Annotated in this window: 27 protein-coding genes, 1 tRNA gene and 1 riboswitch; of the genes, 10 read left to right on the top strand and 18 right to left on the bottom strand. The window is 68.0% G+C overall.

Annotated features, from left to right (window positions below; all coding sequences use genetic code 11):
• Positions 1-104 precede the first annotated feature (104 nt).
• The 4 genes from DQG15_RS15295 to DQG15_RS15280 all read left to right on the top strand — a co-directional run bounded on the left by DQG15_RS15295 (position 105) and on the right by DQG15_RS15280 (position 3,547).
• Complete coding sequence (locus DQG15_RS15295; protein ID WP_370454191.1) at positions 105-1,079, top strand: TRAP transporter substrate-binding protein; 975 nt, start codon at positions 105-107, stop codon at positions 1,077-1,079.
• Positions 1,080-1,182: 103 nt separating this feature from the next.
• Positions 1,183-1,722 carry a TRAP transporter small permease gene (locus DQG15_RS15290; protein ID WP_116086715.1) on the top strand — a complete coding sequence of 180 codons (540 nt, stop codon included), beginning with the start codon at positions 1,183-1,185 and terminating at the stop codon, positions 1,720-1,722.
• Positions 1,722-3,017, top strand: a complete 1,296-nt coding sequence (locus DQG15_RS15285; RefSeq protein ID WP_116086713.1) for a TRAP transporter large permease — start codon at positions 1,722-1,724, stop codon at positions 3,015-3,017. The genes DQG15_RS15290 and DQG15_RS15285 overlap by 1 nt, the downstream gene beginning before the upstream one ends.
• Entirely contained in the window at positions 3,017-3,547 is a 531-nt protein-coding gene (locus tag DQG15_RS15280) for a winged helix DNA-binding protein (protein ID WP_232830882.1), read from the top strand. Before DQG15_RS15285 ends, DQG15_RS15280 begins: the two co-directional genes overlap by 1 nt.
• A 179-nt stretch (positions 3,548-3,726) precedes the next feature.
• On the opposite strand, the gene DQG15_RS15275 is transcribed toward DQG15_RS15280, so the two are convergent.
• The 7 genes from DQG15_RS15275 to gcvT all read right to left on the bottom strand — a co-directional run bounded on the left by DQG15_RS15275 (position 3,727) and on the right by gcvT (position 10,138).
• Positions 3,727-4,338: a LysE family translocator gene (locus tag DQG15_RS15275; RefSeq protein WP_116086711.1), complete on the bottom strand. Its 612-nt coding sequence runs from the start codon at positions 4,336-4,338 to the stop codon at positions 3,727-3,729.
• Positions 4,335-4,583, bottom strand: coding sequence for a hypothetical protein (locus DQG15_RS15270; protein WP_116086709.1), 249 nt, complete (start codon positions 4,581-4,583; stop codon positions 4,335-4,337). The genes DQG15_RS15275 and DQG15_RS15270 overlap by 4 nt, the downstream gene beginning before the upstream one ends.
• Before the next feature lie 7 nt (positions 4,584-4,590).
• Positions 4,591-5,427 carry an AraC family transcriptional regulator gene (locus DQG15_RS15265; RefSeq protein WP_116086707.1) on the bottom strand — a complete coding sequence of 279 codons (837 nt, stop codon included), beginning with the start codon at positions 5,425-5,427 and terminating at the stop codon, positions 4,591-4,593.
• A gap of 249 nt (positions 5,428-5,676) precedes the next feature.
• Positions 5,677-5,752 (bottom strand) — tRNA-Ala (locus tag DQG15_RS15260).
• A gap of 51 nt (positions 5,753-5,803) precedes the next feature.
• Positions 5,804-8,611, bottom strand: a complete 2,808-nt coding sequence (gcvP, locus tag DQG15_RS15255; RefSeq protein WP_116086705.1) for an aminomethyl-transferring glycine dehydrogenase — start codon at positions 8,609-8,611, stop codon at positions 5,804-5,806.
• A gap of 50 nt (positions 8,612-8,661) precedes the next feature.
• The gene (gene gcvH / locus DQG15_RS15250; RefSeq protein ID WP_116086702.1) at positions 8,662-9,021 is read right to left on the bottom strand and encodes a glycine cleavage system protein GcvH; all 360 of its coding nucleotides are present in this window, start codon (positions 9,019-9,021) and stop codon (positions 8,662-8,664) included.
• Positions 9,022-9,037: 16 nt separating this feature from the next.
• Positions 9,038-10,138 carry a glycine cleavage system aminomethyltransferase GcvT gene (gene gcvT, locus DQG15_RS15245; protein WP_116087234.1) on the bottom strand — a complete coding sequence of 367 codons (1,101 nt, stop codon included), beginning with the start codon at positions 10,136-10,138 and terminating at the stop codon, positions 9,038-9,040.
• A gap of 46 nt (positions 10,139-10,184) precedes the next feature.
• Positions 10,185-10,265, bottom strand: a riboswitch (glycine riboswitch).
• Between the two features lie 159 nt (positions 10,266-10,424).
• Here gcvT and DQG15_RS15240 point away from each other — a divergent pair.
• The gene (locus DQG15_RS15240; protein WP_116086700.1) at positions 10,425-11,018 is read left to right on the top strand and encodes a gamma-glutamylcyclotransferase family protein; all 594 of its coding nucleotides are present in this window, start codon (positions 10,425-10,427) and stop codon (positions 11,016-11,018) included.
• Between the two features lie 266 nt (positions 11,019-11,284).
• On the top strand, positions 11,285-11,950 hold the full coding sequence (locus DQG15_RS15235; protein WP_116086698.1) for a 50S ribosomal protein L25/general stress protein Ctc: 666 nt from the start codon (positions 11,285-11,287) through the stop codon (positions 11,948-11,950).
• 99 nt (positions 11,951-12,049) lie between these two features.
• On the opposite strand, the gene DQG15_RS15230 is transcribed toward DQG15_RS15235, so the two are convergent.
• Entirely contained in the window at positions 12,050-12,361 is a 312-nt protein-coding gene (locus DQG15_RS15230) for an antibiotic biosynthesis monooxygenase (protein ID WP_116086696.1), read from the bottom strand.
• Between the two features lie 80 nt (positions 12,362-12,441).
• Between DQG15_RS15230 and pth the strand changes: the two genes are divergently transcribed.
• On the top strand, positions 12,442-13,134 hold the full coding sequence (gene pth / locus DQG15_RS15225) for an aminoacyl-tRNA hydrolase (protein ID WP_116086694.1): 693 nt from the start codon (positions 12,442-12,444) through the stop codon (positions 13,132-13,134).
• Positions 13,135-13,240: 106 nt separating this feature from the next.
• A complete protein-coding gene (locus tag DQG15_RS15220) occupies positions 13,241-13,609 on the top strand; it encodes a DUF2237 family protein (protein WP_116086692.1) in 369 nt (122 codons plus the stop codon).
• A gap of 109 nt (positions 13,610-13,718) precedes the next feature.
• Here the strand turns inward: DQG15_RS15220 and DQG15_RS15215 are convergent, their stop codons facing one another.
• The 10 genes from DQG15_RS15215 to DQG15_RS15175 form a co-directional block, all read right to left on the bottom strand.
• Positions 13,719-14,054, bottom strand: a complete 336-nt coding sequence (locus DQG15_RS15215) for a hypothetical protein (RefSeq protein WP_116086690.1) — start codon at positions 14,052-14,054, stop codon at positions 13,719-13,721.
• 48 nt (positions 14,055-14,102) lie between these two features.
• Entirely contained in the window at positions 14,103-14,249 is a 147-nt protein-coding gene (locus DQG15_RS18265) for a hypothetical protein (protein WP_157969021.1), read from the bottom strand.
• A 95-nt stretch (positions 14,250-14,344) separates the two neighbouring features.
• On the bottom strand, positions 14,345-15,571 hold the full coding sequence (gene trpB / locus DQG15_RS15210) for a tryptophan synthase subunit beta (protein ID WP_116086688.1): 1,227 nt from the start codon (positions 15,569-15,571) through the stop codon (positions 14,345-14,347).
• A gap of 33 nt (positions 15,572-15,604) precedes the next feature.
• Positions 15,605-16,270, bottom strand: a complete 666-nt coding sequence (locus DQG15_RS15205) for a ceramidase domain-containing protein (protein ID WP_116086686.1) — start codon at positions 16,268-16,270, stop codon at positions 15,605-15,607.
• Positions 16,271-16,374: 104 nt separating this feature from the next.
• Complete coding sequence (locus tag DQG15_RS15200; RefSeq protein ID WP_232830881.1) at positions 16,375-17,532, bottom strand: SPOR domain-containing protein; 1,158 nt, start codon at positions 17,530-17,532, stop codon at positions 16,375-16,377.
• Positions 17,533-17,596: 64 nt separating this feature from the next.
• Entirely contained in the window at positions 17,597-18,244 is a 648-nt protein-coding gene (gene upp, locus DQG15_RS15195; RefSeq protein ID WP_116086682.1) for a uracil phosphoribosyltransferase, read from the bottom strand.
• Entirely contained in the window at positions 18,241-19,221 is a 981-nt protein-coding gene (locus tag DQG15_RS15190; RefSeq protein ID WP_116086680.1) for an adenosine deaminase, read from the bottom strand. Before DQG15_RS15190 ends, upp begins: the two co-directional genes overlap by 4 nt.
• A gap of 79 nt (positions 19,222-19,300) precedes the next feature.
• Entirely contained in the window at positions 19,301-20,509 is a 1,209-nt protein-coding gene (locus DQG15_RS15185; RefSeq protein ID WP_116086678.1) for a phosphopentomutase, read from the bottom strand.
• Positions 20,506-21,816 carry a thymidine phosphorylase gene (locus tag DQG15_RS15180; protein WP_116086676.1) on the bottom strand — a complete coding sequence of 437 codons (1,311 nt, stop codon included), beginning with the start codon at positions 21,814-21,816 and terminating at the stop codon, positions 20,506-20,508. The genes DQG15_RS15185 and DQG15_RS15180 overlap by 4 nt, the downstream gene beginning before the upstream one ends.
• 5 nt (positions 21,817-21,821) lie before the next feature.
• Positions 21,822-22,217 carry a cytidine deaminase gene (locus DQG15_RS15175; RefSeq protein ID WP_116086674.1) on the bottom strand — a complete coding sequence of 132 codons (396 nt, stop codon included), beginning with the start codon at positions 22,215-22,217 and terminating at the stop codon, positions 21,822-21,824.
• 97 nt (positions 22,218-22,314) lie between these two features.
• Here DQG15_RS15175 and DQG15_RS15170 point away from each other — a divergent pair, with 97 nt between their 5' ends.
• Together DQG15_RS15170 and DQG15_RS15165 are read left to right on the top strand one after the other, a co-directional pair.
• Entirely contained in the window at positions 22,315-22,536 is a 222-nt protein-coding gene (locus DQG15_RS15170) for a DUF3072 domain-containing protein (protein WP_157969019.1), read from the top strand.
• Positions 22,537-22,639: 103 nt separating this feature from the next.
• The gene (locus DQG15_RS15165) at positions 22,640-22,861 is read left to right on the top strand and encodes a DUF3072 domain-containing protein (RefSeq protein WP_116086670.1); all 222 of its coding nucleotides are present in this window, start codon (positions 22,640-22,642) and stop codon (positions 22,859-22,861) included.
• Positions 22,862-22,865 lie beyond the last annotated feature (4 nt).

Raw genomic sequence — 22,865 nt, 5'->3', positions numbered from 1 at the left:
TAAAATGTTGACGTAACTTTTATGAATCTGTCAACCTCAGTCCACGCCACGGCGGACGGGACACCGGACGCTGCCAACAAAATCGACAACCGGGAGCAAAATACATGACCAAGATGAACCACACGCCGTTGCTGGCCGCCGCCATCGCCGCCATTGCGGGCGCTGCCTCTGCCGAAAGCTGGGACATGCCCACGCCCTATGGTGACAGCGTGTTCCACACCCAGAACATCATCCAGTTCGCCGAGGACGTGACCGAAGCGACCGATGGCGCGCTCGAGATCACCGTGCATTCGGCCGGATCGCTTTATGCGCATCCCGAGATCAAGGATGCCGTTCGCCGGGGCCTTGCGCCGATCGGCGAGACCCTGATGTCGCGCCTGGCGAACGAGGATCCGATCTTCGCCATCGACTCGATCCCCTTCCTGGCGTCGAACTATGACGACGCGGCCAAGCTGTGGGATGCCTCGCGCCCGCTGGTCGAGGAAAAGCTGGGCGAACAGGGCCTGACCCTGCTCTACGCGACGCCGTGGCCGGGGCAGAGCCTGTACACCGCCGGTCCCGTCGAATCGACCGCCGACCTCGAAGGCGCCGCCTTCCGTGCCTACAACAACGCGACCGAGCGTCTGGCTCAGCTGATGGGCGCCGTGCCCACCCAGATCGAGACCGGCGACATTCCCACCGCATTCTCGACCGGACGCGCGGATGCGATGATTACCTCGCCCTCGACCGGCGTGTCGTCGCAGGCCTGGGACTTCGTGTCGAACTACACCGAGCTTCAGGCATGGCTGCCCAAGAACATGGTGATCGTGAACACCCGCGCCTTCGACGCCCTGCCGGACGAGGTGAAGACCGCCGTGACCGACGCCGCCGCCGAGGCGGAGACCCGCGGGTGGGAGATGTCCCAGGACGAGACCCAGACCCAGCTGGCCACGCTGGAAGAGAACGGCATGACCATTTCCGAACCCAGCGAAACGCTATCGCAGGAATTGTCCGAGATCGGCGACACCATGACCCAGGAATGGCTGGAAGAGGCCGGTGACGAAGGCCAGTCGGTGATCGACGCTTACAAGGCCGAGTAAACCGCGCACGTGGTGGTCGGGGCGCGATGCCGCCCCGGCCATCACATGACCGACGTCACCATCATGGCCGGCCAGGCCCGGCGTTCCGCGGGGGACAGGATACATGCGACAGACACTCGACCGGCTCTATACCGGCGCCCTGCTTTTGGCCGCCGGGGCCTTTGCTTCCATCGGCGTATTGGTTCTGGTGCAGGTGCTGGGCCGCCTCATCGACCGTTTCGCGCGTCTTCTGGGCGCGCCACCACCGGGCATCACCGTGCCCTCGCTGGCCGAAATCGGCGGGATGCTGTTTCTGTCCGCAGTGTTCCTCGGCCTTGCCGGCACCTTCGTGCGCGGCGGCCATGTCCGGGTGGCACTGCTGACGCGGGCCTTGCCCGCGGGCGTCTCGCGGGCGGTCGAGGTGCCGGTACTGATCCTTGCGATCGGGCTGGGCCTGTTCGCCACCTGGTCGTCGCTGCTTCAGGCTTGGGATTCGTGGGTATTCGACTCCGTATCGTTCGGGATGGTGCGCGTGCCGCTGTGGCTGCCACAGGGCGCGATGACGCTGGGGCTGGTGCTGCTGTGCATGGCGCTGCTGGATGCGTTGGTGACCACCTTGCGAGGCGGCACCCCCGCCCATGCCGCCGCCGAAGGGGACAATTGATGGAAATCGCATTCCTGGGGCCGATCCTGGTCCTCGTGCTGTTCGTGGCCCTGGCGTTGGGCCTGTGGATCGGGTTCGCATTGGTGGCCGTGGGGCTGGTGGCGATGCTGGCGGCGTCGACCGCGCCCGTCACTCTGGTCTTCGGCACAAAGGTCTGGGGCAGCCTGACGATCTGGGACCTGACGTCGCTGCCGATGTTCATCTGGATGGGAGAGGTGCTGGTCCGCTCGCGCCTGTCGTCGGACATGTTCGAGGGGCTGGCCCCCTTCACCCGCCGCCTGCCGGGGCGGCTTCTGCATGTGAACGTGCTTGGATGCGCGCTGTTCGCCGCCGTGTCCGGGTCGTCGGCGGCCACCACCGCCACGATCGGGCGGATGTCGGTGCCCGAGCTGACCGCCCGCGGTTACGACTCGAAGATGGCGATCGGCACGCTGGCGGGAGCAGGGACATTCGGCTTTCTTATCCCGCCGTCGATCATCCTGATCGTCTACGGTGCCGCGACCGAGCAATCCATCGCCCAGCTGTTTCTTGCGGGCTTCGTGCCGGGGCTGATGCTGGCGGCGATGTTCTCGGGCTACATCATGGTGTGGTCGCTGCTGCACCGCGACCGCATGCCCGAACCGGAACCGGCGACGACCGGCGGCGACAGCATCCGTGCACTGATGCGGCTGCTGCCGGTGGTCGGACTGATCGTCGCGGTGATCGGGTCGATCTATGCAGGCATCGCCTCGCCCACCGAAGCGGCGGTCATCGGCGTCACCGGCGCGATGATCCTGGCCTGGGCCACCGGCGGGGCAAGCTGGCGCGGCATCGGCGACAGCCTGCTGGCGGCCACCAACACAACCTGCATGATCGCCTTCATCATGGCGGGCGCCGGGTTCCTGACAGTGGCGATGGGCTATACCGGCATTCCCCGCGCGCTTGCCTCGTGGATCGCGGTGATGGAGCTGTCGCCCTATGCGCTGCTGGCGGCGCTGACGCTGTTCTTCATCATCATGGGCATGTTCCTGGACGGCATTTCCATCGTCGTGCTGACGGTGTCGATCTTCTTGCCGATGGTGACGGAGGCCGGGATCGACCCGATCTGGTTCGGCGTGTTCCTGGTCATCGTCGTAGAGATGAGCCAGATCACCCCCCCGGTTGGATTCAACCTCTTCGTGCTGCAGAAGATCACCGGGCGGGATATCATCCAGCTTGCGGGTTACGCGGCGCCGTTCTTCGCGCTGCTGGTTGTGGCGGTGGCGCTGCTGTCGGTATTCCCGCAGATCGCATTGTGGCTGCCAAGGACCATGTAATGGAGATGGACGACGACGAACGGTTCAACGTGGGGCCGGTGGTATCCTCGGCGCATCTGGCGAATTCCGAGATGCCGGCCGTGTCCGAGATGGAGTTCGCCATCGCCATGGGCAACCATGCCTTCCAGCGCTGGATGACCCGCTGCATGGACGCCGCCGGAGCAGCCGGCATGGCGCCGCTGGAAATCCAGGTGCTGCACCTGGTGCATCATCGCGAGCGGCCCAAGACCCTGGCCGATATCTGCCTGGTGCTGAACATCGAGGATACGCACACCGTCAATTACGCCCTTCGCAAGCTGGCACAGCGCGAGCTGATCGCCCTGGGGCGCGAGGGCAAGGAAAAGACGGTGGCCATCACGGACGAGGGGGCGCGGCTGTGCCAGCGCTATGGCAAGGTGCGCGAGGCGCTGCTGATCCGGTCGCTGAAGGCCACCGGCATCGACCCGTCCGAGATCTCGCGCCTTGCCGCCCTGCTGCGGGCGATGTCCGGGTCCTACGACCAGGCGGCGCGGGCGGCGGCGAGCCTCTAGGCCCAAGAAGCACGCCCCGGACCTTGGGACCGGGGCGAGCGTGTGTTTAGCCGATCAGAACGAGCTGTCCGGATGAGTAGTATTGTGCCGCCAATGCGTCTTGGTGGTCCCGGATCTGTGCCGAACGCGTCCGATCACCTCGGCCACCCTCGCGATCGTGCGCGGCGGACGCGGCGCGCTCATCGGTCCGCCAGGGCCAGACGCAGGCCGAGCGCGGCGAAGGACGCCGCGAAGCCCCCGCGCAGACACGCCATCGCCCCGGGACGTGACAACACGCGGTCCCGCAGGGCGGCGGCGAAGGCCCCGTAGAGCGCGAAGGCGGCGAAAGTGAGGGCCATGAAGGCCAGCGCGAGGCCCGCCATGCGCAAGCTCGCATCTGGCGCGTCGGCGGGCACGAATTGCGGCAGGAACGCGAGAAAGAAGACCGACAGTTTCGGGTTCAAAAGGTTCAACGCCACTCCGTCGCGGATCAGCCGCCATGCGGGGAAGCGTTCGGCCCGCCCCTCGACCGCCAGCGCCCCCGTTCCGCGCCAGACCTGCCAGGCCATCCACAACAGGTAGGCCACGCCAGCCAGCTTCACGGCCTGAAAGGCCATGGCGCTCGCGTGCAGGAGCGCGGCGAGCCCTAGAATGGAGGCCCCCATGTGCGGCAAGATTCCGAGCGTGCATCCGAAGGCCGCGACAAGGCCCGCACGCAGCCCCTGCCCAAGCGACACTGCCAGCGTGTAGACGACCCCGGTGCCGGGCATCAGCACGACGACGAGCGCGGTGGCGAGGAACGACCAGGTCATGCGGCGAGCCCCGCCTCTAAGGCGCCGACGCCGCCGCGGACCACCGCCCCCAGAGCGGCCAGAGCCTCAACCACTGCATCCCGTGCGGCGGTCACATCGGCCGTATCGTGCAGCGCCTCGGCTTCTGATCGCTCAACCTCCTCGGCAGTGTCGAGCGGATCTCGGACCATCTCCACCAGCGCCAGCGCGGTCGCTAGCATGGGAAAGGTCCGGGAGATATGCGGGGCATAAGCAAAGGTTGTCATCGGTCCTTCATGGACCGCCGCGCATGCCCTCGTCTTGAACGATCTTGGCCCTGCCCGCGCGCCAGCGGACGGGGGGCAACCCGAATTGCCGGGCGAAGGCGCGGGTCAGGTGGGCCTGGTCTGCGAAGCCGAGCGCCGCAGCCACGTCCGCCGCGCCTTCACCGGACGCCAGAGCGCGCCGCGCGAGCCGTAGGCGGTGTTGCATGGCGTAGGCATGAGGCGTTGCGCCCGTCTCGCGACGGAAGCGACGGAGCGCCCCCGTTCGGCCCATCCCCATGAGGGCCGCGACCTCGTCGAGCCCGGGTGGTACGTCGGGCCTGTCGGCGATCCTCTCCCGAACGCGGAGCGTGGCGGCGGACGGCGGCGCGGAGACAGCGGGGTCATCGCCCGCACCGGGGGAGAGCACCCGGGCGAGCAGATCGGTCAGGGCCTCCTCGGCCTCACCGGCCTCTCCCGCGGCGATCGCCCGCATCACGGTTTGCGTGCTGCTGGCCAGATCGACAGACCGGCATGCGCCGAAGCCGATCTCCCGCCGCGCCGCCTCGGGGCCCGCGAGCCGGGCCACCATTGGGACGTCGACATAGACGATGTCCCACGATCGCCTCTCGCCCACGGGCGCGCCGTCATGCATTTCCTCGGGGCTGACCGCGATCACGTCGCCGGGGCCCGCCTCGACCGCGCCGCAGCCTGACCAGGACGCATGTCCGCCAGCACGGATGACGCCGAGGCCGAACTCGTCGTGGGCATGACGCGGGAAGGTGCGAGCCGATACCAGCGAGACCACCTCAACACCCGGCAGGCAGGGTGGGAGCAATGCTGCACGATGAGCTGGAAGGGTGGTCATCGGCCGATCCTAACAGGTCGGGGCGACAAGCGGCAGCACCGGCAACCGTATTTCCCCGGTCAGTTGGCGTGCCGGGGTAAAGGTGAGTGGAAGTGGACATATATTCATGGCGCAGCGAAAGCCCGCTCTGTCCGCGCGGCCGATGCTCTCGATCATCCCGGCGAAGGGCCGCTTCCGGGCAGGCCACCCGATCAGATGCAACTCTTCTGCCGAAAAGTGCAGAACGATGTGGTGCTGTGCAGGAGGAAATGGTGGAGCCTAGGGGGGTCGAACCCCTGACCTCGTCATTGCGAACGACGCGCTCTCCCAACTGAGCTAAGGCCCCTTCAGGCGGGTATTTGGAGAAAAGGGGCGCCGGTGTCAACGCCCCTTCGCATCATTCCGCCGCGTCGGCGTAGGCCTCCATCGGGGGGCAGGTGCAGACCAGATTTCGGTCGCCGTAGGCGTTGTCCACGCGGCCGACGGGGGGCCAGTACTTGTCCACGTTGAAGGCGCCGGGCGGGAAGGCGCCCTGCTCTCGCGAATAGGGTCTGTTCCACTCGGCCACGAGATCCCGCGTCGTATGCGGCGCATGGCGGAGCGGCGAGTCCTCTGCCGCGATATCCCCCCGCTCCACCGCCGCGATCTCCTCGCGGATCGAAAGCATGGCGGAGACGAAGCGGTCGAGTTCGGCCTTGGTCTCGCTCTCCGTCGGCTCGATCATCAGCGTACCGGCGACCGGCCAGCTCATCGTCGGCGCGTGGAAGCCGCTGTCGATCAACCGCTTGGCGATGTCGTCCACGGTGATGCCGGCTTCCTTGAAGGGCCGCGTGTCGATGATGCACTCGTGCGCCACCCGCCCGGACCGCCCGCGATAAAGCACCGGGTAGGCTTCCCCCAGCCGCGCGGCGAGATAGTTGGCGGAGAGGATCGCGACCTCGGTCGCCCGGCGCAGCCCCTCCCCGCCCATCAAGAGGCAATAGGCCCAGGAGATCGGCAGGATGGACGCCGAGCCGAGCGGCGCGCCCGAGACGGCGCCGGAGCCCCGGCCCGGCAGGAACTCCGCCAGATGTGCCTTCACCCCGATCGGCCCCATGCCGGGACCGCCGCCGCCATGCGGGATGCAGAACGTCTTGTGCAGGTTCAGGTGGCTGACATCGGCGCCGATCCGGCCGGGGCGGACGAGGCCGACCATGGCGTTGAGGTTGGCCCCGTCGAGGTAAACCTGACCGCCGTGCTGGTGCGTGATCTCGCAGACCTCGCGAACCGTCGTCTCGAAGACGCCGTGGGTCGAGGGGTAGGTGATCATGCAGGCGGCAAGCCGGTCACCGGCCTCCTCGGCACGCGCGCGGAAATCCTCGATGTCGATATCGCCGTTCCCGGCGGCCTTGACCGGGATCACCTTCATCCCGGCCATCTGAGCCGAGGCGGGGTTGGTCCCGTGCGCCGAGGTCGGGATCAGGCAGATGTTGCGCTCCTCCCCACGGCTCTCATGGTAGGCGGCGATCGTCATCAGGCCCGCATATTCGCCCTGCGCGCCCGAATTGGGCTGAAGGGACATCGCGTCGTAGCCGGTGATCTCGCAGAGCTTGGCGGACAGATCCTCCGCAAGCTCGGCATAGCCCTCCGCCTGATCGGCCGGCGCAAAGGGATGGAGAGCGGCGAAGCCGGGCCAGGAGATCGGCAGCATCTCCGCCGCGGCATTCAGCTTCATCGTGCAGGAGCCGAGCGGGATCATGGTCCGGTCGAGGGCGAGATCGCGATCCGAGAGGCGCCGCATGTAGCGCATCATCTCCATCTCGGCCCGGTTCATGTGGAAGATCGGGTGGGTGAGATAGTCGGACGTGCGCAGAAACTCTTCGGGCAGCGCAGCCTCGGTCGCTTCGTAGGGACGCATCATGCCGAAGGCGCGGGCCACGGCCTCGACGGTCTCCTCCCCCGTGGTCTCGTCGAGGGTGATGCCGACATGGTCCTCGCCCACGGCGCGCAGGTTCAGCCCCTCGCCGCGGGCGCGGGAGAGAAGGCCCGCCTGATCTGCCGTCCGCACGCGAATGGTGTCGAAGGGCGTGGCGGGGAAGACGTCGTGACCGGCGCTCCGCAGCATCGAGGCAAGCGAAGCCGTCCTCAGATGGACGCGCTCGGCGATGGCGCGCAGGCCCTTCGGCCCGTGGAACACCGCGTAGAAGGAGGCGATGACGGCGAGGAGCGCCTGCGCGGTGCAGACATTCGAGGTCGCCTTCTCCCGACGGATATGCTGCTCCCGCGTCTGCAGCGACAGGCGGTAGGCGGGCGTGCCGTGTCCGTCCTTCGAGACGCCCACGATCCGTCCCGGCATGGTCCGCTTGAGCGCGTCCGAGCAGGACATGAAGGCCGCATGCGGCCCGCCATAGCCCATCGGCACGCCGAAGCGCTGCGCCGATCCGACGGCGATGTCCGCACCCATCGCGCCCGGCTCTTTCAGCAGGGTGAGCGCGAGAAGGTCGCAGCAGACGCATGCAATCCCGCCCGCCTCGTGCAGCGCCGCGATGGGCTCCGACAGATCCCGCAGATCGCCGTAGGTCCCGGGATAGGCGTAAAGCGCGCCGAAGACGGCGCCCGGTTCAGGCTCCCCGCGCAGGATCTCGATCCCGAGCGGGCGGGCGCGGGTTTCGATCACGTCCACCACCTGCGGGTGCACGTCATCGGCCACGAGGAACGCGGTCGCCTTCGACTTCGACGCCCGCCGCGCCATCACCATCGCCTCCGCGGCGGCCGTCGCCTCGTCGAGTAGGGAGGCATTGGCCACGGGAAGCCCGGTCAGGTCCGCCACCATGGTCTGGAAGTTCAGGAGGGCTTCGAGGCGGCCCTGCGCGATCTCGGGCTGGTAGGGCGTGTAGGCGGTGTACCAGGCCGGGTTCTCGAGCACGCAGCGCTGGATGACGGGCGGCATGTGGGTGCCGTGATACCCCTGCCCGATCAGCGAGGTCATCACGCGGTTCTTCGCGGCGACGCCCCTGAGCTTCGACAGAAGAGCAGCCTCGGTCATGGCGCCCCAGGACAGCGGTTCGGACTGGCGCAGATCGGGCGGCACGGTCTCGTCCACCAGCGCGTCCAGGGACGGCGTTCCGATCGCCTGCAGCATCGCCTCCATTTCCGCGGGCGACGGCCCGATATGGCGGCGGTTGGCGAAGTCGTCGGGATCGTACCCGGTGGGCGAGAAGGGCATCGTACAGGTTCCGCAGCTTGAGGAGGGTTCGGGGAAACGGCCGCGGAGGATTACTCCGTCAGCTCCTTGTACTCGTCCTCGTCCATGAGGTCGGCCCAGGCATCGGGATCCTCGAGCTTCATCTTGAAGAACCATGCCGCGCCGAGCGGGTCCTCGTTGACGAGGCCGGGTCCGTCCACGAGCTTGTCGTTGACCTCCAGGATCTCCCCGTCGAGCGGCGCGGAGATGTCCGAGGCGGCCTTGACGCTCTCGATGACGACCACTTCGTCGCCCTTCGCCACGACCGTCTCGGGCTCCGGCAGCTCGACGAAGACGACGTCCCCGAGCTGCTTGGCCGCGTGCTCGGTGATGCCGATGGTGGCGATGTCTCCCTCGAGGGACACCCATTCGTGGTTTTCGGTATATTTCATGTGGAAAGCTCCCTGATCAGCGACGATAGGCGTGGGGATGGAAAGGCATCGGGACGATGCGGGCCGGGATGCGACGCCCGCGCACCTCGCCCCAGACAAGGCTGTCCGGCTGTGGCGGGTTCCGGGGCAGGTATGCCATGGCGACGGGCCCTTCGACGGAGGGGCCGTGACCGCCCGAGGTGACGTGGCCGAAGGGGGTCTCCGCCGTCTCCCCGGCGAAGATCGGCGTTCCGGCGCGGAACGGGGCGCGGCCTTCGGGGCGAAGGCCCATGCGAAGGCGCGCAGGCCCGTCCCCGGTCAGTTCGGCAAGGATGCGCGTGGCGCCGGGAAAGCCCCCAGCGCGTGCGCCGTCCCGCCTGCGGACCTTGGGGATGGCGAACTTCAGCCCCGCCTCGGCCGGGCTCGTTCCGGGGCCGATATCGGTGCCGGAGAGGCAGAGACCGGCTTCGAGGCGAAGTGAATCGCGGGCGCCGAGACCTGCCGGCTGAACCCCCGACTGGACGAGGGCGGAGGCGAGCGCCTCGGCCTCCCCGGCGGGGATCGAGATTTCGAACCCGTCCTCCCCGGTATAGCCGGACCGGGTGATCCACATGCTCCCCGAACGCGCGGCATCCATGAAGCGCATCTGCCGCACCTCGGGGGCGTGGGCGGCCAGCGCGTCCTCGGCGTCCGGCCCCTGCACCGCGATCAGCGCGCGGGACGTGTCATGGCGGACCTCCGCCTCGGGCAGTCCCTGCCGCAGCACGTCGAGATCGGCCTCGGTGAAGGCGGCATTGACCACGAGGCGCAGAACGTCCCCCTCGCGGGACACCATGAGATCGTCGAGAATGCCGCCGTCTTCGGTCGTCAGAAAACCGTAGATCTGCCGGCCGTCCTTCAGGCCGACCACGTCCTGCGGCATCAGCCGCTCCAGCGCCTCGGCGGCGCCGTCCCCGGTGATCTCGACCTGCCCCATGTGGGAGACATCGAAGAGCGCGGCGCCGGAGCGCGCCGCCTTGTGCTCGGCGATGGTCCCGGCGGGATAGGACATGGGCAGGGCCCAGCCGGCGAATGCGGCCATGCTGGCCCCGAGCCGCTCGTGGAGCGGGTAGAGCGGTGTCTTGAGCGTATCGGGCACGGTGGTCTTCCCCTTGCGGCACAAAGCGACGCGTCCCCCGCGTCGCCATGCCCCCTCTGTCCTTGCGCCTGAGATCGCTATCCCTTCGGCGGGCGCATCATCGGCGCCACTCTCCAGAGTGTATAGTCCCGTTCGGTTCTTTTGCCTGAGCGTTTCCGGGGCGGTTGCGCCTTCGGCCCCGAGCCTTGCGGCCCGGCGTCTCCCGAGTGGGTGTCATCATGGGTAACGTCAGGTGGGCTGACCTGCAACCCTTGCGTTCGAGCCATGGAGACGGCACCTGACGGGCATGACACCTCGTTTCTTCGGTTACGGCTCGCTCGTGAACGCGGCCACCCACTCCTATCCGGACGCCCGCCCGGCCCGCCTCGACGGGTGGCGGAGGGTCTGGCGGCATACCTCTCTCAGGCCGGCGGTCTTCCTGTCCGTCGAGGAGGCGGAGGGCAGCGCGATCCACGGGCTGACCGCCGATGTGCCGGGGGCGGACTGGACCGCGCTCGACATCCGGGAGGGCGCGTATCGCCGCCACAAGGTCCGCGTTACCGAGCTTCCCGGCGAGACGCAGATCGAGGCGCAGGTCTACGCCGTGCCGGAAGGTGACGAGGTCGCGGGCCTGCGCCATCCGATCCTGCTGTCCTACCTCGACGCTGTCGTTCAGGGCTTCGTGCGGGTCTTCGGGGAAGACGGCGCAGCCGGTTTCTTCGAGACCACGGCAGGCTGGGACATCCCCGTCCGCGACGACCGGGACGCCCCGATCTACCCCCGCGCCCAACTCCTCGAGACCCGCGAGAGGGAGATCGTCGATCATCACCTCCGGGCGCTCCGATGCGAGATCGTCGAGGGAGAGACCCCGATCGGTAAGGCGACCGCGCCGGCTCCTTAGACCGCGCGACCGCGAAAGGCGCTTCGTCAAGCCGGCCCGCATTCGGCGCTGCTCCCCGGCGAAAGGACTGCTCTCTGCGCCCGACGGGCGCCTTCATCATCGTGGCCCGACCGGAAATCTGCGCCTCACCTGCCGCGCTGCTTCCTCGGAGCGCACCAATCTTCCCCTGCCCCTTCCCAACGGACACGATTCCCGCTATAGGCCCGGCCTTCATGAAACCCGGGCATACACCCTTGGAGGATGCCCGACCTGGTAGGAGAATCATTATGGCCGGAGAGATCCCGGATCTCGTCGCGCAGGCCCGGACGGGGACAGGCAAGGGGGCCGCTCGTCAATCGCGCCGCAACAACATGGTGCCCGGTGTCGTCTATGGTGGCGGTGTCGATCCCGTTTCCATCGAGCTGCCCTACAACGAGCTGATCAAGCGTCTTCGTGCGGGCCGCTTCCGCGCTACGCTGTTCAACCTCAAGGTCGAAGGCCACGACGACGTGCGCGTCATCTGCCGCGCCGTGCAGCGTGACATCGTCAAGGACCTTCCCACGCATGTCGATTTCATGCGTCTGCGCCGGACCTCGAAGATCAACCTCTACATCCCCGTCGAGTTCGAGGGTGAAGAGGAATGCCCCGGCATCAAGGCCGGCGGCGTGCTGACCGCGGTTCGTCCCGAAGTCGAACTGGTCGTGACCGCGGGGGACATCCCCGAGAAGATCGTCGCCGACGTGTCGAAGATGAAGATCGGCGACACGCTGACGATCTCTTCGGTCGACCTGCCGCAGGGCGCGAAGCCGACGATCGACCGCGACTTCGTCATCGCCAACATCCAGGCGCCGTCCGGCCTCGCTTCCCAGAAGGACGAGGACGAAGAGGACGACACCGCCGCGGACGAGGTTCCGGCGACGGAGCAGACCGACGACGCAGAGGCCGAATCCTGAGCGATCCGTCCTGCTGTTGATGCGCATGAAAGGGGCGCGCCGCATCGAGCGGCGCGCCCCTTTTCCGTTCGGCGGGCGCGGCCCCGGCCGGTCCCGCCCTCAGCTCAATTCCTGGACGCTCTCGAAGATCTCCAGCTCCGGCGGGCCGAGATACATGTCCTTCGAGCCGCCCGCCCCGGCATGGGCGGCACGGAACGCCTCGGACTTGGTCCAGGCGACGAAATGCTCTTCGCTCTCCCACGCGGTGTGGCTTGCGTAGAGACGGTGATCGTCTCGCTCCGGCCCCTTCAGAAGGTGGAACGACCTGAAGCCCGGCACCTCCTTCAGGTGGCTGTCGCGCTTCGTCCAGACATCCTCGAACTCGGCCTCCTTGCCGAGAGCGACCTTGAAACGGTTCATGGTAAGATACATCGCGGTCCCCTTTCGTTTGAGCGCAGTTCGGGGCAGAAGGGGGGCGTCGTCAACCAGATGGCGGACAGGGGAGCGAACCCATGCTGCTGATCGTCGGGCTCGGCAATCCGGGCGCAAAATACGAGAAGAACCGGCACAACATCGGCTTCATGGCCGTCGACCGGATCGCCGAGGATCACGCCTTCGCGCCGTGGCGCGGCAAGTTCCAGGGGTCCGTCGCCGAGGGTCTCCTCGGCGGAGGCAAGGTGCTGCTGCTGAAGCCCGAGACCTTCATGAACCGCTCCGGCCAGTCGGTGAACGAAGCGATGCGCTTCTACAAGCTGGCCCCGTCCGACGTGACCGTGATCCATGACGAGCTGGACCTCGCCCCCGGCAAGGTTCGCTGCAAGACAGGCGGCGGCCATGCGGGGCATAACGGCCTGCGCTCCATTCACCAGGCGATCGGCCCCGAGTACCACCGCGTCCGCCTCGGGATCGGGCATCCGGGGCACAAGGATGCGGTTTCGGGATATGTCCTGAAGGATTTCGCGAAGGCCGAAGCGGATTGGCTGGACGACGTCCTCCGCGGCATCTCGGACGGTGCGGCGGACCTCGCCCGCGGCGATACCGGTGCCTTCCAGAACAAGGTCGCGCTGAGGACCCGCCCGCAGAGGCCCGGCCCGGAGAAAAGGGCCGAAACCCCGCAAGCCGGAGGGACCCCGGCGCCGAAGGCGGAGGAGCCTGCGCCGGACGACCGGTCCCCCATGCAGAAACTCGTGGACCGCTTCCGATAAGCGGCGCCGCCCGCCCCCGGGGCTGATGCGCCCCCTTGGGTGACGCCGTCATCAGACCGGTCACGGCGACTGGACGGCCGCGGTCTTCCCGCTAGCTGCATTCTCCATGGAACGCGACGCCCCGATCAACGTGCTCGGCACCGAGCTTCGACCCTGCGGCATGGATCCCGTGACAGGGTTTTTCCGCGACGGCTCCTGCAACACCTGCGCCGAAGATAGCGGCAGCCACACCGTCTGCGCGGTCATGACGGACGAGTTTCTCGCGTTCTCCAAGTATGTCGGTAACGACCTGAGCACGCCCCGCCCGGAGTTCGGCTTTGCCGGATTGAAGGCCGGAGATCGCTGGTGCCTCTGCGCCGCGCGGTTCCGTCAGGCATGCGAGGAGGGTCTGGGACCGAAAGTTGACATGTCCGCCACCCATCGGCGTGCGCTGGACATCGTCCCCTTGGCGATGATGGAAGAGCAGGCCGAGTAGGCGCGCTCGTAGCCCGTTCCTCTCGCGCACGGTGTCGCGCAGGGAAGCGAGCCGCACACCTCTTTTCTCGCGCTGGCGTTCTGGCGGGATCGCTCCGGCGCCTCGCCTGTCAGTCTTTCCGGCCGCGGGACTTATCCTTGTGCTTGCCGCCGGATCCTTTCCCCTTCCCGGAGGCCGCATCGGTCTCGCGGTTCCCCGGTGCCTTGTCGGATGCGCCTGCACCGGAGCCCTTGTCCGCACCCGTACCGGCGTCGAAGAACAGCCGCACGACTTCGCCGTTGCGCATGGCATTGACGGTGACTTGACCGTTCTTGCCTTCGTGCATCTCGACCTCGGTGTAGCCCTCCGCTTCGAGACGGCTCTTGAGCTCGCTGGACATCGTCTGCGCGAACGTCGCCGAACCGAAAATGAGGGCGGCAGCGGTCAATGCGGCGGCCTTGTACATGAAACTGATCCTCGTGGGAGTTACACCTGCGTCGGGCGGGACGGACGATCAGAGATCGTTGTTCTCACTGCCCGGATCCGTGACATTCCGCTCGGTGATCGTGAGATCGCCATCGCCGGCCTCACCGGTGGCGTTCGTCGAACAGGCAGCCAAAAGGCCCGCAAGCGCGGCAGCAAGTGCAATCCGGATGATCATGAGGGTCCCTTTCAGCGGATGTCGAAAGGGAAAACCTCGGAGATCTCGAAAAGGTCCGAGAAACACGACGCACATTGTGAATGCGCGAATTCCCGCTACAGATCGACGCCCAGGTGCTCGGCGACGGCGAAGATGTCCTTGTCGCCCCGACCGCACATGTTCATCACGATGATATGGTCGGACGGCAGATCCGGCGCGATCTTCATCACGTGGGCCAGCGCGTGGGAGGGCTCCAGCGCGGGGATGATGCCTTCGAGCGCACAGGACAGCTTGAAGGCGTCCAGCGCCTCCCGGTCCGTGATCGAGACATATTCCGCCCGCTTCGTGTCGTGCAGCCAGGCATGCTCCGGCCCGATGCCGGGATAGTCGAGGCCGGCGGAGATCGAGAACCCTTCGAGGATCTGCCCGTCATCGTCCTGGAGCAGGTAGGTCCTGTTGCCATGAAGAACGCCGGGTCGGCCGCCGGTCAGCGAGGCGCAGTGCTCCATCTTGTCGTCGACGCCCTTGCCGCCCGCTTCGACGCCGATGATCCGAACCGAGCGGTCATCGAGGAACGGGTGGAAGAGGCCCATGGCATTGGATCCGCCGCCGATCGCGGCGATGACGGTATCCGGCAGGCGCCCCTCGCCCTCCTGCTCGGCGAGTTGCCAGCGCACTTCCTTGCCGATGACGGACTGGAAGTCCCGGACCATCGCCGGATAGGGGTGCGGCCCGGCGACCGTGCCGATGCAGTAGAACGTGTCACGCACGTTCGTCACCCAGTCGCGCAGGGCATCGTTCATGGCGTCCTTGAGCGTGCCGCGTCCGGACGTCACCGGCACGACCTCGGCGCCCAGGAGACGCATGCGGAACACGTTCGGCTTCTGCCGCTCGACGTCGTGCGCCCCCATGTAGACGACGCATTTCAGGCCGAACTTCGCGCAGACCGTCGCGGTGGCGACGCCGTGCTGCCCCGCACCGGTCTCGGCGATGATGCGCTCCTTGCCCATGCGCCGCGCAAGGAGGATCTGGCCGAGCACGTTGTTGATCTTGTGGGCGCCGGTGTGGTTCAGCTCGTCGCGCTTGAGGTAGATCCGGGCGCCGCCCAGATGCTCGGTCAGGCGATCGGCACGGTAGAGCGGCGAGGGACGGCCGACATAGTGCTTCCACAGATGGTCCATCTCAGCCCAGAAGCTCTCGTCCGTCTTGGCCCTGTCGTACTCCGCCTCGAGCGAGAGGATCAGCGGCATCAGCGTTTCGGACACGAACCGTCCGCCGAAATCGCCGAAGCGGCCCTTCTCGTCGGGCGCGTTGAGGAAGCTGTTGATGAGATCGTCGGGCATCGGGGATCCTCCCTCTGGCAGGCCGGTCTCGGTCTAGCGCGCGCGGGCTTCGGGGGAAAGCGCCGATCTTTGCCGCGCCCGGGCGCGCAGATAGACCTCGATCATCCAGCCGAGCATCGCCGCATTGAGCAGATGCCAGAGCCAGTGGGTCCCGATCGGGATCGAGGCGCAGAGCGGCGCATCGAGCGACCGCGCGACGAGGGAGAGCGTCAGGAGCGCCGCCCCGATCCCGAGCCCGCGTGCCAATGCCCGGTCTCGATTGCGCAGGAGGATCGCGTAGGCAGCGATGAGAAGCGGGACCGGCCAGTACGGCGCCGAGACGGAAAAGAACGGGAGCTGGTAGAACACCCAGGCAAGCAGCGCCGCGTAAGGCACGAACGCCGCGGTGCCGATCGAGGCCGCCCAAACCGGCATCCGCCAGAAATGCAGGTTCGCCGCGAAGACGTAGAGCAGGATGAAAACGAGGATGGGGGTGGTATCGGCCACGCTCGCCCACTGCGTCGCGAAGGTGTGGAACAGCGCCGAGCCGATCCCGATGGCCAGAAGAACGAGGGACAGCATGAGCGCCAGTGGCGTCCCCTGCCCCGCCGAGCGGCGCCACATCACGAGGGCGACGAGAATGAAGGCGGCGTTGGTGATCGCGTTCAAGGGCTCGGTCCAGAGGCCCGGTTCCAGCCGTTCGCAATAGGCGTCGATCATGATCCCGCTCCCGAAAGATGGCAGCGCCCCGCCCCGGCATGTGCGGAGCGGGGCGCGTCGCCCGATGAGACCTGCCTCACGTCCCTCTTCTTCTTGTTATTCCTCTACCGGCGCAGGAACGCGTCGGAGAAGCCGGCACCGCGCGCGATCCCGAGGGCGCGGTTGGCGTCGGCAGATGATGCGAACGGCCCTGCGAGCACGACCTGAAGGCCCGACGAGGTCCGGCTCGTGGCAACCGGGAGCCCGCTCTGCCTGAGCCGCGCCGCCGCGCCGCTCGCGTTCGTCGGCTGCCCGAAGGCGCCGACCTGAACGTAGGCGCGCGCGGACTGGGACGGAGCCTTGGTCGAGGCCCTCACCTCTACTCGGGGCGCCTCACGGCGAACGACGACGCGCCGTTTGCCCTGCTGCGGTACGTCATCGGTCCAGACCTGATCCATCTGGGCCTCGCCGACAGCCGTGCGCGGCCCGCGATTGGGGTTCAGGCGCCCGTCCGTCCATGCCTCGCGATAGCCCGGCGGCGTCCTGACCTGAGCCGGTGCCGGCACGACGACCCGGCGACGGGTATCTGCGGGCGCGACTGCAACGGCCGAAGCCGTGCGCGTCGTGCGGTTGGTCCGGACTTCTCCGGTCACCGGATCCTGAGCCTGCGGTCCGCAGCGGACGCCGGGCTGAGGATGGGTGTACTGCCGGCTGACGCCGGTGCGCTCGGGGCATGCCGGAACGCCGGTGCGGACGGCAACCGTGCGGGCCGTCGCGACAGATCGCGCCCGCGCCTCTGCCCTCGCCTGCGCGGCCGCTTTGGCCTGAGCCTCCGCCCGTGCCTGAGCGGCAGCCCTATCCCGCGCCGCCTGCTCCGCTGCGCGGGCATCGGCCTTGGCCTGCGCCTGCGCAGCCCGCCGCGCGCGCTCCGCTCCGGCCGCCGCCTGCGTAGCGGCGCTCGCCTGCCGGACGGACGGGGCCGCCTGCCTCGGCTCGGGAGCGGCCGCGACGGTCGGGCTCCGCCGCGCCCCAAGGCTCGGCGTCGCGCCGCAGACGGACTTGCGATCCCGCGTCAGCCGCGGCACCCACGTCACCTGCCCTCCGAAGCCCGCGCGCACGAAGACGCAGCCCTGACTGTCGACGTATTGCGTTCCCGAATAGCTGGCGGGCGGAATCTCGGCAGGTACGGAGGATTGCGCCACCGCCTGTCCCGAAAAGGCACTCAAGCTCAGACTGGCCGCCAGAGCGAGCACCGGGATGCCCCGGCAACGTCTCATATACATCCCCCACGGATTGCTGTCCGGGATTCTGCCCCTGATTCGGTAACGAGTAAAGCGGGAAATGCGCTTATTTTGTGCCGAACATCCGGTCACCCGCATCCCCTAGCCCCGGCACGATGTAGCCCTTCTCGTTGAGGCTGTCGTCGAGGGAGGCCGTCACGATCGGCACGTCGGGATGCGCCTCCTTCATACGTGCGACGCCCTCGGGCGCTGCCAGAAGGCACAGGAAGCGGATGTTCTTCGCTCCGGCCTGCTTCAGAAGGTCGATCGCCGCGACGCTGGAATTGCCCGTGGCGAGCATCGGATCGACGGCGATCACCAGCCGGTCCTCGAGCTCGGTCGGGACCTTGAAGTAGTACTGCACCGGCTCGAGCGTCTCCTCGTCGCGGTAAAGGCCGACGAAGCCCACGCGAGCCGAGGGGATGAGCTCCAGAACGCCGTCGAGAAGGCCGTTTCCGGCCCGCAGGATGGAGATCAGCGCCAGTTTCTTTCCGGCAAGGACCGGCGCGTCCATCGGCTGAACCGGCGTCTCGATGCGCCGGGTGGTCAGCTCCATCTCCCGCGTGATCTCGTAGGCCAGAAGCTGCGAAATCTCCCGCAGAAGCTGCCGGAAGACCGCGGTGGAGGTCTCCTTCTCCCGCATCAGCGTCAGCTTGTGCTGAACCAGCGGATGGCGGACGACGGTCAGGTGGTCGGTCGCGGAAGTATCGGTCACGTGCGGCCCTCCAGGCGCGTCATCAGCTCTTTGCGGAATATCTCGTCGCAGAACGCCGCCCGTGCCGCAACCCGCGCGAGCTCCGCGAAGTCCCCCTCGTCCCAGCCGAACACGTCCGCAAGGCGCTGGTATTCATGCTCCATCGTGGTGTGGAAGAAGGGCGGATCGTCGGTCGAGACGCAGACCGGCACCCCCTTCGCGCGCAGGGTCTCGATCGGATGACTGGCCCAGGAGGGATAGACGCCGAGCGCCACGTTGGAGCCGGGGCAGACCTCGAGAACGATGCCGTCCTCCGCCAGCTGGTCCATGAGCGCGGGATCCTCGACGGCACGCACCCCGTGACCCACGCGGGAGACGCCGAGGGAGAGCGCATCGCGCACGCTGTCCGGCCCGCCCCATTCGCCGGCATGGGCCGTGAGGCCGAGCCCCGCCTCCCGCGCGCAATCGAAGGACCACGCGAAGTCCTGCAACCGACCCATCCCCTCATCGCCGCCGATGCCGAACCCGGTGATCCAGCCCCCGGCCGTCTCGGCGGCGCAGCGCGCAACCGCCCTGGCCTTTTCCGGCCCGAAATGGCGAATGCAGGTCACGATCCCGCGGGAGGTAATCCCGTCCTCGACCCGCGCCGCCTCGGCGGCCTCCTCCATCGCCCCCAGATAGTCCCGCCAGGCGCCAACGTCGCCGCGGCCGCAGAAATCGGGAGAGACGAAGAACTCCGCATGGATCACGCCCTGCGCGGCGGTCTGGGACAGCACTTCCCGCGTCAGCCGCCGGTAATCTTCCGGCGTGGTCAGAACCGAGGTCGCAGCCTCGTAGACCTTGAGGAACTCGAGGAACCCGTCATAGGCGTAGGAGCCGTCCTCGGCGAAGATCCCGGACAGATCGACCGATTTCTCCTTCGCGATCCCTCGAATGAACGCCGCTGGCGCCGCCCCTTCGAGATGCAGGTGCAGTTCTATCTTCGGGATCTCGCGCATTTCGGACGCCTCCTTGATCTTGTTCGAACTTTTCCCGGCGGAAGGGCGGCCGACGGCAGCGCCTTCCCCCGGCGTCTACTCATGCCCGCACGGGCAGGAAGCTCTTGCCCGGCCCCACCGGGTCGATCCCCAGATGCGCCGCCACGCTCGCGGCGACATCGGCGAATGCGACGAGGCCCGCCTCCCCCGCTCCGATCCCGGCGCAGAGCACGGGGACTCGCTCGCGGGTGTGGTCGGTGCCGAGATAGGTCGGATCGTTGCCATGATCGGCGGTCAGGATCATCAGGTCACCCTCCCTCAGCCGTGACAGGACGGCGCCGATCTCCCGGTCGAACCATTCGAGCGCCCGCGCATAGCCCTCGGTATCCCGCCGATGACCGTAGAGGCTGTCGAACTCCACGAAGTTGGCGAAGGTCAGGCTGCCGCCCTCCGCCTCGTCCACCAGCCGTCCGAGATGCGTCATCAGCTCGGCATCGCCGCCCTTGGCGACGTCGTCGATCCCGCGCATGGAGAAGATGTCGCCGATCTTGCCGACCGCATGAACGCGGCGGCCTGCCTTCGAGGCGACATCGCAGAGCGTGTCGGAGGGCGGCAACATGGCGAAATCGCGCCGCCCCGCCGTGCGGGTGAAGCCGGCTTCGGCAGAGCCGACGAACGGCCGCGCGATGACCCGGCCGACCCGCATCTCGTGCAGCCTCGGCGCCACCGCCTCGCACAGCGCGATCAGGCGGTCATAGCCGAAGGTCTCCTCGTGCGCCGCGATCTGGAAGACGCTGTCCACCGAGGTGTAGCAAATCGGCTGGCCGCTGCGCATGTGCGCCTCGCCCAGCTCCTCGATGATGTTGGTGCCGGAGGCATGGCAATCGCCGAGTATGCCGTCCGTTCCGGCCTGCTCCGCCACGAAGCGGGACAGTTCCTCCGGAAAGGCCGGCTCGCCTTTCGGGAAGTAGTGCCAGTCCCACGGCACGGGAACGCCCGCGAGTTCCCAATGTCCGGACGGGGTGTCCTTGCCGCGCGAGACCTCGGTCGCCGCGCCCCAGACGCCTTCGGGCTCGGCGCCGAGGCCGGGCGCGGTTGCACCGGAGGCAAGCTGGATCGCGCGCCCGAGCCCGAGGCGATCGAGGTTCGGCATCCGCAGCGGGCCGAAGCGCTGGCCGTTGGCGAGGCCCGCGGTGCAGCATTCGGCGATATGCGCCAGCGTGTTCGCACCGGGATCACCGAAGTCCTCGGCGTCCGGCGCACCGCCGCAGCCCACGCTGTCCATCACCACAAGAAAGGCCCGCGTCATGTCCGTCCTCCGATCCGGGTCAGGATGAGGGGCCCCGGTGTCGCCCCTTCGCCAATGGTGACGAGCGCCCGCAGTTCCGCGGCCGCGCGGTCCGCCTGCTCCGGGCTGCGAGCATGGATACGCCCCAAGAGATGCCCCGGCCCCGCCGCGTCACCGATCCGGGCAAGGGCCGTGAAGCCGACGGAGTGGTCGATCCTGTCCCCGTCCCTGAGTCGTCCACCGCCGAGCCCGATGACCGCGCGGCCGAGCGCCCTGCCATCGATCGCCGTGATCACGCCGGCCTCCTCGGCGCTCACTTCCAGCGTGACGGAGGATTGCGGCAGGATCTCGGCCCAGCGCTCCGCGAAATCCCCCGGCCCGCCCTGCGCCCTGACCATCCGGGACATGCGCTCCATGGCCTGCCCCCCGTCGATCGCGGATCGAAGCGACGCCGCGCCGTCCTCCACCGATGCCGCGAGGCCGCCCGATGCGAGAAGCGCGGCGCCGAGCGCGACCGTCAGCTCCTTCAGGCGACGATCGCCCGTCCCGGACAGCACGGCCATCGCCTCGGCCACCTCGACCGCGTTTCCGGCGGCCGGGGCGAGCGGCTCTGACATGTCCGTCACGAGAGCCGTCGTCGGGCAGCCGGCGGCGTTGGCGGTGGAAACGAGGGCCTCGCCGAGAGCCTCGGCTGCCGCCTTGTCCTTCATGAACGCGCCGGAGCCCGTCTTAACGTCGAGCACCAACCCCTCGAGGCCCGCGGCGAGCTTCTTCGACAGGATGGAGGCGGTGATGAGATCGAGGCTGTCGACCGTCCCGGTTACGTCCCGGATCGCGTAGAGCCGCCGGTCCGCCGGAGCGATCCCGGCGCTGGCGGAGACGATGGCGCATCCCGTCTCCCGCACGATCGCGTCCAGCCTTTGCGCGTCTGCTTCCACGTCGAAACCGGGGATCGCTTCCAGCTTGTCCAGCGTCCCGCCCGTATGCCCGAGCCCGCGCCCTGAGATCATCGGAACGAACGCGCCGCAGGCCGCGAGCGCGGGCGCGAGAACGAGGGAGACACAATCTCCGACGCCGCCCGTCGAATGCTTGTCGAGGACCGGGCCCGGAAGATCCCAGCGCAGCACCTCGCCGCTGTCGCGCATGGCGAGCGTGAGCGCGGCCCGGGACGCGGCGTCGAGCGGGACGTGGCACAGGCCCATGGCGAAAGCGCCGGCCTGCGCATCCGATACGCTGCCATCGGCGAGGCCGGCCGCCATCCATTCGAGCGCCGCCGCCTCCGGCGCGCGCCCGGCCCGGAGGCCGGCAAGGATCGAGGGCGCGTCCATGACCTCTACTCCATGTGCCCCTGACCGAACGCGCCGGGGAGCAGGTCGGCCACGCTGGTCTCCAGGATCGCCCCGTCCGTGGTTCCAAGCGTCACGCGCGCCTCCTGCGCGGCGAACTCCGCCAGCTTCTGACGGCAGCCGCCGCAGGGCGGTACGGGATCGGGGCTGTCGGCGATCACAGCTACCTCGGCGATCTGCGTCTCCCCCGCCGCGATCATGGCGGCGATGGCGCCGGCCTCGGCGCAGGTTCCCTCAGGGTAGGCGACGTTCTCGACGTTGCAGCCGACATGGACGTTGCCATGCACGGTCCGGATCGCCGCACCCACCTTGAACCCCGAATAGGGCGCGTAGGCCTTCTCGCGCACGGTTCGCGCCGCCATCATCAATTCCGTCTCGGCCATGGTCCCTCCGGGGCGTGCTCTGCATTCTTCCTTCGGGGAACATGCGCCCTCCCGGCGCGGTTGTCACCTCGACCGCCACGTCAGAGGACAGCGTCCCATGCCGAAGACCCCGGACAGTTTCATGATGCCCAACCCCGCCGCCGCGCCGGACAGCAGCGCGACCGGGCGGGACGATCCCATGACCGCCGAGACCTCCGCCACGTTGCGGGCGCTCTGCGACAAGGCGGGCGAGCCCTTCGATGCCAGCCTGACCGAAGAGCAGGCGCTGCGCCGAAAGGCCGAGCTCGAGGACGAGACCGGGCTCGACGCCGGGGACTGAGCGCAGTCTCGCGCTCGTGATCCTTGGGCGCGGACAGGGCGGAACATTAAGTGAACCTGCGGGGTTCCAGATCCGCACATTCCCTTCACGTGAGACAGACATCATGGACAAGACCACCGAACATCCCAAGGAAGACGCTCCCGGAAACGCCGAGAAGCCGGTGGACGACTGGGTCACGGGCGAAGAGCCGATGACCGGCGCGCAGGCCAGCTATCTCCAGACCCTCAGCGAGGAGGCCGGGGAGGAGTTCGACCCGGACCTGTCCAAGGCCGACGCCAGCAAGCGGATCGACGCGCTTCAGGAGAAGACCGGCCGCGGCGCCTGATCCC

It is taken from the genome of Tropicimonas sp. IMCC34011 (assembly GCF_003390865.1).
Taxonomy (GTDB): domain Bacteria; phylum Pseudomonadota; class Alphaproteobacteria; order Rhodobacterales; family Rhodobacteraceae; genus Tropicimonas_B.
The sequence above is the reverse complement of the archived record's forward strand: the minus strand, read 5'-3'. Positions and strand labels throughout refer to the sequence as shown.